This is a genomic window from Deinococcus sp. KSM4-11 (genome assembly GCF_004801415.1).
GTDB lineage: Bacteria > Deinococcota > Deinococci > Deinococcales > Deinococcaceae > Deinococcus.
The window spans coordinates 175,379-189,866 of the sequence record NZ_SSNX01000005.1 but is presented as its reverse complement, the minus strand read 5'-3'; the positions used below and the strand labels follow the sequence as shown (position 1 = coordinate 189,866).

At 64.1% G+C, this 14,488-nt stretch carries 9 protein-coding genes; 2 read left to right on the top strand and 7 right to left on the bottom strand.

Going from position 1 to position 14,488, the window contains the following annotated elements; translation table 11 throughout:
- Positions 1–4: 4 nt before the first annotated feature.
- Positions 5–2,026: a vWA domain-containing protein gene (locus E7T09_RS15015; protein WP_136390002.1), complete on the bottom strand. Its 2,022-nt coding sequence runs from the start codon at positions 2,024–2,026 to the stop codon at positions 5–7.
- A 265-nt stretch (positions 2,027–2,291) separates the two neighbouring features.
- Here E7T09_RS15015 and E7T09_RS15010 point away from each other — a divergent pair, with 265 nt between their 5' ends.
- A complete protein-coding gene (locus tag E7T09_RS15010) occupies positions 2,292–4,325 on the top strand; it encodes a DNA gyrase subunit B (protein ID WP_255578434.1) in 2,034 nt (677 codons plus the stop codon).
- Between the two features lie 18 nt (positions 4,326–4,343).
- Here E7T09_RS15010 and E7T09_RS15005 read toward each other — a convergent pair whose 3' ends face one another.
- The 4 genes from E7T09_RS15005 to E7T09_RS14990 form a co-directional block, all read right to left on the bottom strand.
- Positions 4,344–5,921, bottom strand: coding sequence for a S8/S53 family peptidase (locus tag E7T09_RS15005; protein WP_136390001.1), 1,578 nt, complete (start codon positions 5,919–5,921; stop codon positions 4,344–4,346).
- A gap of 252 nt (positions 5,922–6,173) precedes the next feature.
- Complete coding sequence (locus E7T09_RS15000; protein ID WP_136390000.1) at positions 6,174–8,543, bottom strand: hypothetical protein; 2,370 nt, start codon at positions 8,541–8,543, stop codon at positions 6,174–6,176.
- Between the two features lie 101 nt (positions 8,544–8,644).
- Complete coding sequence (locus E7T09_RS14995) at positions 8,645–10,378, bottom strand: S8 family serine peptidase (protein ID WP_136389999.1); 1,734 nt, start codon at positions 10,376–10,378, stop codon at positions 8,645–8,647.
- Between the two features lie 84 nt (positions 10,379–10,462).
- The gene (locus E7T09_RS14990) at positions 10,463–12,856 is read right to left on the bottom strand and encodes a hypothetical protein (protein ID WP_136389998.1); all 2,394 of its coding nucleotides are present in this window, start codon (positions 12,854–12,856) and stop codon (positions 10,463–10,465) included.
- Between the two features lie 181 nt (positions 12,857–13,037).
- On the opposite strand from E7T09_RS14990, the gene E7T09_RS14985 reads away from it, so the two are divergent.
- Positions 13,038–13,691, top strand: coding sequence for a cyclase family protein (locus E7T09_RS14985; RefSeq protein ID WP_136389997.1), 654 nt, complete (start codon positions 13,038–13,040; stop codon positions 13,689–13,691).
- A 4-nt stretch (positions 13,692–13,695) separates the two neighbouring features.
- On the opposite strand, the gene E7T09_RS14980 is transcribed toward E7T09_RS14985, so the two are convergent.
- On the bottom strand, positions 13,696–14,172 hold the full coding sequence (locus E7T09_RS14980; RefSeq protein ID WP_136389996.1) for a thioesterase family protein: 477 nt from the start codon (positions 14,170–14,172) through the stop codon (positions 13,696–13,698).
- The gene (locus E7T09_RS14975; protein WP_136389995.1) at positions 14,169–14,480 is read right to left on the bottom strand and encodes a 4a-hydroxytetrahydrobiopterin dehydratase; all 312 of its coding nucleotides are present in this window, start codon (positions 14,478–14,480) and stop codon (positions 14,169–14,171) included. The genes E7T09_RS14980 and E7T09_RS14975 overlap by 4 nt, the downstream gene beginning before the upstream one ends.
- Positions 14,481–14,488: the final 8 nt, after the last annotated feature.

Below are 14,488 nucleotides of genomic sequence, written 5' to 3'. Positions count from 1 at the left end.
CAGCCTAGCGCGGCGTGCTCCCGCCCGGATCGTCGACATCCGGCAGGTCGAGGGTCAGCAGGCTGCTCAGGGCCGTGCCCGGCGTAATGGACTCGGCCTCGCCGGGGCGGCGCAGGCCCAGGCTGGCCGGAAGTTCCGCCAGCAGGACGCTGCTGCCCGTCACCGCGAGGCGCAGGCCGCGCACCGCCGGAGCCTCCAGCGCGTCGCCGAGATCCGTGATGCCGGGGTGCAGCGTGACCGCATGCTCCCCATACGGTCCGGCCGCGTGCAGGGTGTGCCCCTGGGCGCGGAGCGTGAGCGGCAGGCCCAGGCCCGACAGGGAACCGAGCGGCACTGTCGGCGCGCGGGCGGGCCGGGCCACGGCCACCCCGAGCAGCGTGCCGGGCCGCACGATGTCCCCGCTGCGGAGCAGTCGGGCTCCCTGGCTGACCTCCAGATCGTCCGGGATCTGCACGCTGCGCAGGCCGTGGCGGTGCTGCTCGAAGCGCAGGCCGCTCAGGTGCGGGACGCGCGCCAGGTGGCCCACGTCGAAGGGGCCGTCGAGGGGGGTAGACACGCCCGTCACGTCGCCATTCACGCCGACCAGGGCCAGCAGCCGGTCCTCGCTGTACTCGATGCCCTCGACGCTCGGCACGTCCGCAAAGGCGACCGGAGCGGGCGATACGCCGGTCTTCGCCCGTGGCCTGGACGCCGAGCGGCGGCGCCACCGCAGGGCAGCGAATCCGCCTGCGAGCACCAGCACCCCGAGCAGCAGCCAGGCCAACCAGCGCGGCAGGCTCGGCAGCGGGGCGGTCGTGCGGTGGAGGGTGGCCGTCGGCAGCGCATCGGGGACGCGCCCACCGGCGTCCCCCTGCACGGTCGGCAGGGTCATCGCCATGCCGCCGGGCAGGAGCAGCATCGGACGGGCGGTGGTGCCCGCCGTCAGTCCGGTGTTCGTGAGCTTCACGGCCACATCCCGCGAATCGGGCTGGTGCTCGATCTCGCCGCGCAGGCCAGCGGGCAGGTCGAGGAGTTTCAGGCCATCCAGGTGCAGGCCACCCGGCGCGTGGTACCGCAGAACGACGTCCTCACCGGCAGCCAGACGGCGGTCGGCCCCAGGATTCAGGAGGTGCAGCCCCAGCGCGCCGGGCAGGTTAAGACGCACCAGCACGCGCACCGGCCGTGGAGCGACCGCGCCGTTCAGCGCGACGGGCGCGGCGCACAGCAGGGCGGGGGCGCCGTAGGGCAGGGCGCCTGGCACCGTCAGGCCCACGAGTCCGGCCTGCGCCGCCGGGAAGCCGAGCTGAACCCGGCGGCTGGACGGGTCGGTGCCCACGCTCAGGGTCTGGGTGTCGGCGAAGGGCACGCGGACGTGCGCGGCGTCCGTCACCGTGATCAGGCCCCCGCCGTGGCCGATGCGGATCAGGTCGGGCACGGTGTTCACGGGCATGGTCTGGCCGTCGGCGTAAGTGCTGGCGATCAGGGCGCGGCGGGCGGCGGGCGGAATGTCGGTGCCCAGCGCAACGTAATGCAGGCGGTCGAGCGGTCCGCGCCCACCGAACGCCGCGAGCGCCTGCTCGGGCGTGAAGGCCTGCTGCGGGTCGTTATCGATGCCGTCCGTGAGGACGAATACCGTGGTCAGGTACGTGCCTTCGGCGCCCAGTGGGCTGAGGGCGGCGTGCAGGCTGCGGTACAGGTGCGTGTTCGTGCCGTCGGCGTGCAGGGCCGCGAGCGCAGCATTCCAGCGGGCGGTGCCGGCGGGCGCTCCGAAGTCCTGGCGCGAGCGGACGCCGCTGTCGAAGGTCAGCAGCTCCACGTGATCCGGCCGGGTGGCGCGCACGTAGGTGTTGATGGCCGCCGTGACCCGTCCGAAGATGTTGGCCTTGCCGTCGCCCAGGCCGCGCATGCTGCCGCTGGTGTCCAGCACGAACACCGCGCGGGTACGGGTGGGCAGTGGCCCAACGGGCAGAGTGCACTCGGGCGCGGCCTGCGCGACGGTCAGGGTCGAACCGATCAGGGCGGTGAGGAGGGCAGCGGGACGGGACATGCATCTCACATTCTGACGGCTGACGGAGGGAGGAGGCGGTGACATCCCTCCCCGACCGCCACGGGGAAGCCGATAGACCGTGATGCAGACGGCATTCCAGTCTTCTGAACCCGGTCTATTGATTTCTGTTCACAACGTAATTTATTTGACCGGTTTCAACTGAGGTAGTATACTGGACAGACGTTGGACGGCGCGTCAGCGCACCATCTCCACCACTTTCCCTTTCTACCGTACCCGCCCCGGCGGGCCGCGATGCAGGAGTTCCATGACCCAACTGGACGAGAAGAACATCGACAGCACCGAGACCACCCTCGTGGAGGAGATCGGCACGAACACCCAACCCAACGCCGACTACACCGCCGCCGATATCTCCGTGCTCGAGGGCATGGACGCCGTCCGCAAACGGCCCGGCATGTACGTTCAGGGCGGTACAGGCATCGACGGCTACCACCAGCTCCTCACCGAGATCATTGACAACGGCATCGACGAGGGCCTCGCGGGCTTCGCCACCGAGATTCACGTCATCCTGCACGCCGACGGCAGCACCACCGTGACCGACGACGGCCGCGGCGTGCCCGTGGACATCATGAAGAGCAAGGGCCGTCCCGCCATCGAGGTCATCTACAGCGAACTGCACGCCGGCGGCAAATTCGGCCAGGGCGCGTACAAGGTCTCCGGCGGCCTGCACGGCGTGGGTTCCACCGTCGTGAACGCCCTGAGCACCTTCCTCGACGTGACGGTGAACAAGCACGGCAAACTCCATCACGTCCGCTTCGAGCAGGGCACCCTGGTCGAGCCGCTGCACGTGACCGGCGACACGCCCAGCGACGTGAAGTGGGCCACCAAGGTCTGGTTCCAGCCGGATCCCACGGTCTTCAAGGAATTCGACAACCAGTTCAACTACGACCGCATCCGCAACCGCCTGCGCGAACTGGCGTACCTGACCGGCCTGAAGATTGTGATCCGTGACGAACGCACCGGCCTGCACGGCGGCGAGGTGCGCGAGGAGACCTTCTTCGAGCAGGGCGGCATCGCCAACTTCGCCCGCGCGCTGGTCACCGACGACACCAAACTGCTGTACGACCAGCCCATCGTCATGCGAGGCAAGGCCGCCGACGTGGAAGTCGAGGTGGCGTTCATCCACGCGAACACCTATGCCAGCGACAACATCCTGACGTACGCCAACATGATCCGCACCCGTGATGGTGGTACGCCCCTGACCGGCTTCAAGACCGCGTACACCCGCATCCTGAACAAGTACGCCAAGGATAAGAACCTCATCAAGTCCGGCAACCCGGTGCCCACCGGCGACGACCTGCTGGAAGGCATCTACTGCGTGGTGAGCGTCAAGCTGGGCGAACCGCAATTCGAATCGCAGGCCAAGGTCAAGCTGCTGAACAGCGAGGCGCAGACCGCCGTGAACGCGGTCGTGGGCGAGAAGTTCGCCGAGTTCCTCGAAGAGAACCCCAAAGTCGGCAAGACCATTGTGGAGAAAGCCGCCGAGGCCGCCCGCGCCCGCGAGGCCGCCCGTAAGGCCCGCGACATCGTGCGCCGCAGCAACCCCCTGGAGAACGACGACCTGCCCGGCAAGCTGGCCGACTGCTCCAGCCAGGATCCGGCCGAGTCCGAGATGTTCATCGTGGAAGGCATCTCCGCCGGTGGCTCCGCCAAGGGCGGACGCGAACGCCGCTTCCAGGCCATCCTGCCCCTGCGCGGCAAGATCCTGAACGTCGAGAAGGCCGAGCTGAACAAGATCCTGAAGAACGCCGAGATCCGCGCGCTGATCGCCGCCATCGGCGCAGGCGTCGAGGGCACCGGCGACCGCATGCACTTCGACCTGAGCAACCTGCGGTACCACAAGATCATCATCATGACCGACGCCGACATGGACGGCGGGCACATCGCCACCCTCCTGCTGACGTTCTTCTACCGCTACATGCGCCCCGTCGTCGAAGCTGGGTACCTGTACATTGCCCAGCCCCCCCTGTACCGCATCATGGTCGGCCGCGAGAAGAAGGGCACGTACCTGTACGACAACGACGCCCTCAAGGTCGCCGTGGCCCAGGCCACCAAGGAAGGCAAGAAGTACGACATCCAGCGCTTCAAGGGCTTGGGCGAGATGAACGCCGACCAGCTCTGGGACACCACCATGAACCCCGAGACGCGGGCGCTGAAGCGCGTAGGAATCGAAGACCTCATTGTCGCCAACGAAGTCTTCGAGAACCTGATGGGTATAGAAGTGGGACCGCGCAAGCTGTTCATTCAGGAGAACGCGAGGTTCGCTGAGATTAGTGTGTAGTTTCTTAAACGATATTTACTAGCTGCAATTTTTAAACATAACTTCCAAGTTTAGTATGGGCGTTGAATTATAGCCGTACAGTCCGCCGTTCGACATAGGCCAATCTTTGCTAATGTTGTTTGGACATTGCTTCCATAACGCTAGATATCCAGACATCAATCCCGTGGCAAATGATGTTCCAGAACGCATCATCAGGTCGCTATTCTTATACTTTGTATCCTGTTCTTGGAATAAAACTCCAGGAACGTAGACATCCGGATTGCGTGTAATATTATTCCCTAATCGCTTGTCGTAATTTCGATTGAAGTGGGCTTCTTGGTCATTAAACGATGAGCCGACGATGTATACGTTAGGCCATTGTGACGCTATAGCTGTGTTGGTTAGACTATCACCGGGGTATTGCAGGCAAACTTGATTCGCTGGAGTGTACTTGCAGGATTCAGTATTGCCATTTGAAAGGACGGTTGCAACACCCATTTTGGAGGCATCCATCAATGCGTAGGTTAGCAATTGGGTGCCAGCAGCGACATTGTTCCCCAGACTAAGGTTTATAATATGATATATACCGTTGCCTTTGTCTCTTTGTGCTGCTTGCTGGACGCTACAAACAGCAGTAATTAGACTCTTTGCGTCACATATATTACGGTCGCATACCCTTTCGAAATTAATTTTCAAACTCGGTGAGATGTTTGTCCAAATCAACTGAGCAATTGCGGAGCCATGGCCAGGAACCTCTCTTTGCTCCTTTGCACCGTTAAACGTATCCCAAGCGGGATATGAATAATTATCGATATAATTTGTAGAAGTATCCAGTAAGTCTATAATTACACTACCTTTATCGAGTTTAGAATAATCGTTTTTCCATTTTATTATATCGAATTGCAGTTTTTTTGAAGATCTTTTGGCTACGTCATCCGCAAAGGTGATTTTATTTGTCTTATCCGCCTTTTCATAATCTTCTGAGGGGTTTGGATAGGTGCTCCCCGTTGGATTAGGATAACCACTCGCTGTAGGATTAGTTATATAATCCGAAACGATTTCGGCTAACGGCATCAGCCTTACAACTGAGCCTGGTACGTTATGCAAAACATATAAAAATTTACCGCACACATCACCATTATTGCCGTCAAGTTTTAGAGAGGCAGGAAAATCGATAAAGGCATCTTTCAGCTTCCCTACGTCGACACCGGCGATCGCAGCAATGTCTTCTAGCTTGGTAATTCTTTTGTCTGAAACTATAATGATTTCAAATCTATGTCGATCGATATACTCGACAACGCTTTTCGTTCCTAATTGCTCCTTGCTCTTAGGATCATAAAAACCTTGAGCAATCGCTAGATCTTCGTCTTTCAACTTAGCATACCAGTATTTGCCGGATACATTCTTCTGAAGTATATATTCGTTATTTCCAAATAATATCTTATCTCCATCTTTAAAATTAAATTTTGAGAAAGGAAATGTAACTATATTATTTTCATCAACTATGAGGTTGTTGTTCAAATCCTGGCTAGACGATTTACCTAAAAAGCCTAAATTCACTCCACCACTATAAAGTTGACCGAAGTCAAGTTTTTTTAAATCCTCGTTATTTAACATATACGTGTTGGCACCCGCATTAGGCGATATACGGATTTTTTTCCATTTATTATGATAAACACGCCAGTGGCATCCGTAGATATATTCAGTCTTGAATTTTGAGGAACGCTATATGTTATACCTGACAGTGGATCTATAAGCGTAGGGCCGTTTAACACAATACTGCTCGCACCAACCTGTGCGCAGCTTGAAGCAATGTTTAATAGTATAATGCCAAATACGAGAGACTGTAATAATCTTATCGAGTTCGCTTTAAGCTTTTGGGCCTCCTTCGATTATATTATTCCAGATTTCATCTGCTAAGGGCCGGTTCCCACTTTCGCCAAGGATGTCGTTTATCATCTGAAGAGTGAATTTTTCATTCTTTATTTCTGCAATAGTCCTTAGTAATATTGCATATTGCCTTATATCACCAATCTCTACGGCTTTCAAAAACGACTTTTGATAACATTCTAACGCCATTTTATAATAGGAGCGATGATGAAATTGCATACCTAAATTATTTAACGCTATAGATAATCCATATAAGTTATCGATCTCGTCGAATTTATCGACTGCCGATTTAAGAACGGGTTCCGACTCCTCATATTTTTCATACTCAATCAACAATCTGCCGAAGTTATTTTTAATAACAGCTTGAACACAGCTGTTATTTGATCTCATATTAAAATCTTCGAAGAATTTTTGCGCTTCGTCAAAGGTATTAAGGTATGAAAATCTCAATATACTTTCTACAATACACGCTTCGTTCTCCATACCATTCAATCTCCATAACTCTAGGCTTTTAGCATAGTGAATCTTAGCTTTAGCATTGTCTTGGCAGCGTCTCGCAATATGACCTAACACCTCTTCATAGATCGCGTGATTCATGTCAAGCTTCAACTCTATCCGACTAATAGCAGCGGAGGCTTCCAAGTTTTTCCCTAACAAGACGAGCGACATACCTTTTACGCCCATCAAGTCTGAATAGTCTGGATATCCTTCTAGCATCGGGCCTACCTCTCTAAATCTACCGGCGTGAATTAACGACCACGCCTGTGAAACTATGATTTTCATACTGCGCGGCGCTACTTCCAGCGTTCTCGCCGCCTTCGCTGGATACCCGCGTTTCATCTCCTGTTTCGCATACCAGTGCGCCGCTGTGGCACACGCTTGCTCGTCAGTTGTCTCCCACAAGTCTTTCGCCTTCAGCCAGTGGGGCCACGCGCTGTCCTTCGGATGGGCGCGGGCCAGGTGCAGGTGCAGCAGCGCCGTGTCCAGCGGCTGCGCGTCCAGCAGGTCGCGGGCGGGCGTGGTGGCGCGGATGGTGCCCGTGGGCGTGGTCAGGCCCTCGCGGGTGAGCTGATCCAGCGTGCCGGCCAGTTCGCCCGCGCTCAGGTTCAGGGCGGCGCGGGTAGCGTTCAGGTGCGGGGTGTCCTGCGCCGCCAGGGCCAGGAACAGCCGGCGCGGCGTGGGGCCCAGGTGGGTCAGGTGGGCGTCAAGCGAGCGGTCGGCGGGCGTGCCGCTCAGGAAGGCATTGAGCAGGGTGGGGTGCCCGCCCGTGGCGGCGTGCGCGCCGGGGTGCGCGTTCAGTTCCAGTTCGCTCAGCGGGTGCAGCGGCAGGTGCTGTTCAACGGGCACGGCGGGCGGTTGCCGGGCGGCGATCACCAGGGTCGCACCGGGATGCTGGCGGGCGGCCAGGGTCAGGGCGGCGCGCGTGGTGTCGTCACAGTCCTCCCAGCCGTCGATGGCGACCTTCAGGCGGGTATCGCGCAGGGTATTCAGGGCGTCGGCGGTGCTGCCCAGCGGGTGCGGGCTGAGGGGTTCCAGGGTGCCCAGCGGCAGGCCGTTCACGCCGGGCAGGATGCGCCAGTCGCCCAGGGCGGCCAGGGCTCCCAACAGGGCGCTCTTGCCGATACCAGGGGGACCGCTGATCCACGCGACCTGACCGGGTTTCAGGGCGGCCAGCCGTTCCAGTTCAGTCTGTCGGCCCAGGATGGTCACGGCGGCCGGGGCGGGCTGGGGCGTGGTGGGCAGGCTCAGGCCCAGCTCGACGGCGTCGCGGCGCAGGGTTACGGCCAGCGGGTGGTCGGGACGGCCCAGCAGCCGCCACACGCGCGGCAGGTCTTCCGGATCGATGGGATCAGCGCCAGGCGTGCCGTACGCCAGTTCAGCGTGGCGGGCAGCGTCGGCGGGCTCGTTCCGGGCGTGGTGATGTTCGGCCAGCGTCAGGTGCGCGGCGCGGGCTTCAGCGCCCAGGGCAGTGCGGGTGTCGAGCAGCCATTCTTCCAGGTCGGCGTTCAGACCCTCACGGATGCCGTCCAGGAAGGCGCCCCGGTACGTCGCGGTGGCCTCACGCGTGCGTCCCGCCTTGTGATGCGTACGGAAGTCCGTGGCATCGCACTCGATCTGGGGTTCCACCCACTTGTCGTTCTCGCGCACCACGCTCCCCAGGGGTCGCAGGCGAATCAGGTTCTGGGCCAGGGAATTCATGGGGTTCGCGGCCTCGGGCCAGAACAGTTCGGCCAGGTGCTTGCGCGTCTGGGTGCCTTCCAGGGCAAGGTAGGCGAGGAGCAGGAGGGGCTTTTCCCGGCGGTACGTAAGCCCGTCGGCTGCCAGTCCCCCCAGGGTAAGCAGTCTCATGGAGCATTGTAGTGCGGCCCCCATATGAGGAATCAAGCGAAAATGACCAGACGCTTAACAAGCTGCAACAATGGGGCGGTTGCCCGCTCCAGTTCGTCCGGTCAGGGGCAGGCCTTTAGGACGTTCGCGGGCAGTGGCGTCGGACTGGTCACGGGATCGATCCGGGTGATGAGGGGCATGTATGGCACCCCTGTCCTGCACGACAGCCAGTTCGCCAGCAGACCCGATACCACAGGTGCTGCGAAGGACGTGCCGAAGTAGGGCATGGACTCGGTCGTCCCGGGCGGCTGGAACCAGAATTCGCCGGGGGCCAGCACGCTGGGCAGGGCGGTCTGCGCCCAGGGAATCACGGTCGTGCGGTTGTACGTGGCGTATTCCCTGGTCGCCACGTCCCACCCGGCCACGCTGAGCAGCATGGTGGGCGAATCCGGCTGGGCCGACAGCGCAAACGTGCCTGACCAGTCGGCCGGGTAGTGGCTGCACCGGTCGCCGGGTTCCAGGCTGTGGCAGTCGTCGCGGTTCCCGTACGACGCGGCGGTGGGCACGCCCTGGGTGGCCAGGTCACGCAGGGCCAGCAGCACGCCCAGCGACGGATATGGCCCGCCCAGGCTGAGGTTCACGACGTGTTTCCCGCCCTGCCGGGCCTCCCGGGCGACCTCGCACAGAGCACGGACGACTGCCAGGGTGCGGCAGGTCTGCCCACCGTCCAGGGTGCACACCGGGCTCAGAACCACCTTCGCGTCCGGGGCCACCGCCTGCGCGATGGCTCCGACGATGGAACCGTGACCGGGACGGGTCGGGTAGACCTCGTTGTAGTAGTTGATGTTGGTCATCGTGAACGGATCGCCGGACGGACTGGCGGTGTCCAGCACGTGAATCGTGACGCCCTGCCCGCCCCGGCCCAGCGGGCCGAGCACCTTGGGATCTTCAAGCATCTGGAGGGGTGGATCGCCCTGGAAGGGGATGGGCGCCGTGGCCGTCGGGTGACCGCCCGCGATGGGGTCGATGCCCAGGTCACCCCAGAACAGCAGGTTCAGCAGGGCAATCACGCGGCCCTCAGTGCCCGGCGGCAGGGTGCTGATGTCGACGTCGCCCGCCAGCTGGGAGCACAGGCCCTCGCCACCCAGAGCTGGAGTACTGGCGTTCGGCGCCTTCAGCACGCGGTCGAGCCCCGAGACGGCCAGCGCCTGGGCCGTCGCAGGCAGCACAGAGGGAAGGGAACGCAGGGCCGGCAGGTGCACCGGAGGGGTGCGTGGGGACGTCGGCCCGGCGGGATCGGAGAGGGGCGTCAAGGCGCGGAACTCCAGGCGGGTCATGGCCCTGAGTGTCTCGGTCAGTTCGGCGGGGCAGAGCCGGGCGCAGGCCTCGGCCAGCCGCTCGACCCTGGCGGTGTAGCGCGCCTGAAAGCCGGGCTGGGCGTCTGCCCGCAGGTACGCCGTGAGGGCCTGGGCCGGCAGGTCGTCGCTGGACACCCTGGGCATGATGGACAGAAGAGGGCTGCCCGGCCGCGCCGGTCCCTGCACGCTGACCCCCTGGAAGCCGCCCGGTACGCTCTCCGGCACCTGGAACGCGTACCAGCCGGCGGGCGTGTCGGCCGTGAGCTTCGCCGCGTGCCCCCCGACCCAGACGACGCGGGTGCCCTCCAGGCCGTGGCCGATCAGCCAGACGCGCTCGCCCGCCGACGCGATGGGCGGGAACACGGCGAACGGACTGCCAGGGAACGTGCGGGCGGGCTGGGCCGCAGCGCCGACGTGCAGGGCCAGCAGGACGGCGGCCAGGAGGCCCCGGCCGCTCCACGCCAGGACGAACCGGCACGCTTCGAGAAATTGCCTCATGGTTGATCCTCCGGCGCTCAGGGTGACGCGCGGGCCATGATCACGACATGATCGGGGCCGACGGTTCCGCTGATCCGGCAGGCCTCAGGACTGGAAAGCCTGTCCCTGACCGGTGTCGGTGAGGCGCGCACTGCGGCGGATCTGCATGACCAGATCGGTCTGATCGGCCCGCAGCAGCAGGCCCAGCACATCCTCGAAGGCGCTGAGGTCACTTTCGATCTCGCTGAGGTTGCTCAGGGCCAGTCCCATGGTGCGGACGCTCCCGGTGCCGCGCAGCTGGTCGATGGCCTGCCGGTACATTTCGGCCGCTTCGGGCAGCTGTCCGGCCAGGTGCGACACCACGCCCCGGTTGATCAACGCCTGCGCGTAGCCGAGGACATCGCCGGATCGTTCGAGGTCCATGCTCGCCCGCTCCAGCAGCGCGCCGGACCGGCCGAACACGCCCAGATCCAGCAGGCGCTTGGCGTAGTTCAGCAGAATGGTGCCGCGCACGTTCAGGAAGCGTTCCGCCCTGGGCAGCACGTCCCGGAACGCCTCATCCGGCGTGACGTCCAGGTACGAGCGGGCCCAGGCGACCAGGCCCAGTTCCGTCACGTGCTGCTCCTCTTCTCCTTCCAATCGCCACAGGTCGGCGGCGATCTGGCTGTGGCGGCGGGCTTCCTCCCAGTCCTCTCGGCTGCGGGCGGCGTGGGCGATCACGCTGGCGGCCCGCGCCGCCTCGGGGCCACTGCCGGTGATCTGCCGGGCCAGGTCCAGGGCCTCGGCGTCCCGGCCCAGCCGCACGAGCACCGTAGCGCGGGCCGCCAGCGCCTCCGGGGTGTGCTTCGCCGGTACCGTCAGGGCGTCCAGGCGTTTCAGGGCGTCGGTGTAGCGGCCCACGCCCACCAGTGCCCAGGCGTGCGGCACCGCGAGATCCGCGCGGTCGGCGAAGCCATCGAGAATCTCGACGGCCAGACCGGGATAGCCGCGCCGGAGCTGGTCTGCGGCGCGCAGGCCCGCGGCCCGCGCGGCGCCCTCCTCGTCGATGTCTTCCCACAGGTCTCGGGCGGCGGCGTAGTGGGGCCACCCGGCCGGGCCCCCCAGCGCGCGGGCAAGTTTCAGGTGCAGCAGTTTGGCGTGCACGGGCACCTGTTCCAGCAGGTCGCGGGCGGCGGCGGCGGCGTACACGTGCCCGCCCTCGGCCGTCAGGCCCTCCTGTGTGAGGTGTGACAGGGTCAGGGCGAAGGTATCGGCGCTCAGGCCGGTGGCCTTGCGGGTGGCGCGCAGATCCGGCGCATCCTGCAAGGCCAGCATGAGGTAGGTGTCGCGCACCTGGGCGGGCAGGGCACGCACGCGGGCCCCCTGCCGCACATCGAGCGGCTGGCCACGCAGGGCGGCGGCGACCAGGGTGGGGTGCCCCTCGGTGAGGTCGTACACGCCCGGATGTTCACGCAGGTCGGCAGCGCTCAGCACGTCCAGTTGAAGGTGCAGATCCACCTCGAAGGGGGGGTGCAGGCGGGCCGTGATCACGATCGCCGCGCCGGGCCGCTGCCGGGCCGCTTCCTCGATGACGTGCTGCGTGGCAGCGTCTACGGTGTCCCATGCATCGATGGCGACGCGCAGGTGCCGGTCTCTCAGCAGGCCCAGCGCCATCAGGGTGCTGCCGGGCGGGGTGCGCGTCAGGGGTTCCAGGGTGCGGTACGGTGCGTCCGGACGACCGTGCAGGGCCGTCCAGCCGCCGGTGCGGGCCAGGGCGTCCAGCAGGGCGGTCTTGCCCATCCCGGCGTGGCCGCTGACCCAGGCGATATGACCGGGCGGCAGGTGCGCGAGGGCCTCCAGCTGGGCTTCACGACCCACGAACGGGGTGGTAGGTGTGGTGGGCGGGGGTTGCAGGGGCAGGCCCAGGTCGCGGGCCTCGCGTTCCATCTGCGCGGAGAGCGGATGCCCAGTCAGCGACAGCAGGTACCACAGTTTCGGGAGTTCCAGCTCGTCGGCGGGGGGCGCTCCATCGAGCAGCAGGGCGCGGGCGGCGAGGTCGGCGGCCTGCGGGGCGTTTCCGTGCGCGGCCGCGTTGCCCGCGAGGGCGATCAGGGCTCCGCGCGTTTCGCGGGCCAGGGCCTCACGGGTATCGAACAGCCATTCCTCCAGATCCGGGCCGAGCGGGATGGTCAGGGCGTCCAGGAAGGCCCCCCCGTACTGCTGGACAGCGTCGGCGGGGCGGCCGTCGCGTACGGCCTCGCGAAGCAGGCAGGCGTCGCAGGTGATGCCGGAGCTGACGCGCCCGCCGTCCTCGCGCAGGGCGCCCGGCAGGCTCCGCAGGTGCACGAGGTGCTGCGCGAGCGAGTTCATGGGGTTCGCGGCGTCCGGCCAGAACAGTTCCGCCAGCCGTCGGCGCGCCTGGGGGCCCTCGACACACAGATAGGCCAGGAGGAGCAGCACCTTCTCGCGCCTGAAGGTCATGCCCTCCACGGACAGCCCACCCAGCGTCCGCAATCTCATGAAGGTATTGTGGGTGACGGTCAGGACACGCGCAATATGCTGGATCACGTATGGAGCAGGAAGAAGCCGACGAATTCCTGAACCGAGTGCATCATCCTGAGCTCAATCTGCTTGAGATAAGACGATTTTTATTGAGCAGCGCGGTTTCCCTCACGAGGCGTCCACCGGCGATGATGGACACATGACGCCATCGTTCCCTCTCGATATCTCCCGCACGCTGACGCCCGGACACCCGAACTGGCCCGGCGACGCTCCTTTCGTGGTGGAGCCGGGCCTGCGGATGGCAGGCGGCGACACCGTAAACACCGGCATCCTGAGGACCAGCACCCACACCGGCACGCACGTGGACGCCCCCTGGCATTACGACGCGGCGGGCGCCCGGCTGCATGAGCTCCCGCTGGACGTGTGGATCGGGCCGTGCCGCGTGATCGACGTCCGTGGCGCGGCGGAAGACGGCCTCGTGCCCGCCCACGTTCTGGATGACCTTCCAGACGTGCTTCCCCCCCGGCTGCTGCTCCATACTGGCCAGCCCGCGCACTGGATGACCTTTCCCGGCGACTTCGTGGCCCTCTCCCCTGCCCTGGTCGTCGGGTTGGCCCGGCGCGGCGTGCGTCTGATTGGCACGGACTCGCCCAGCGTCGATCCGCTGGAGAGCAAGACCCTGGACGCCCATGCCGTGTGCCGCGAGACCGGAACCTTCATCCTGGAGGGCCTGAACCTGAGTGCCGTGCCGGGGGGCGACTACACCCTGGTGTGCCTGCCCCTCCCCCTGCACGGCGCGGACGGGGCTCCGGCACGGGCCATCCTGCTCCCGGCCGGTACGGCCACCACCTGAGGGCTCAGCGGGCCGCGAAGCCGAAGCGCTGAAGCACCTCGCCTGGTGTGCGTTTGGGCCGCCCGGACGCCGGATCGACCCAGACCCAGTCGGTGCGGCATTCGGCCAGCCGCACCCCTTCGGGTGGATCGTCGTCGTTCGCGCGGTCAATGGTGTAGAGGCGCACGGAGCGCAATCCGGCGCTCTCGGTCAGGAGGGTGCGCACCCGGGCGCGGTCGCCCAGCACGGCGGGCACGTGGTACGTGATGCGGTGCTGACGCGCGACCGGCACGGCTCCCAGCGTGGCCAGGGCGGGTGTGTCCAGGCCCAGGCGCGAGGCGTGCGCGCGGGCGACCAGCTCGCACCACGCGAGGTACACGACGTTATTGACGTGGTCGAGTTCGTCCAGATCATCCGGGCCGACGGTCAGCAGGAGTTCGTGCCGCCGTTCGGGAATCAGGCCGTCCCAGTCCGGGTGGGCTTCGGGGAGGTCGGCACTCATTCGCCGTACAGGGCGTTCACGGCGGCCGAACCCGCGATATCCAGATCGGTAATGCCGCCCGCATCGTGCGTGAAGTAGCTGACCTTCACCTTGCGGTACCCGATCAGGATGTCCGGGTGGTGGTTCTGCGCCTCGGCCTGTGCGGCAACCTTCACGGCGAACTCCACGCCCGACTTGTAGGTGTCGAAGGTGTACTCCCGCCATAGCCGGCCGTCGTCACCCCACCAGCCCGGCGCTTTGCGGGCCTGCACGTCGCCGTCGGACAGGAGGCGGGAAGGATCGTAGGCCATGCGGGGATCGTACGACATGCCCGGAT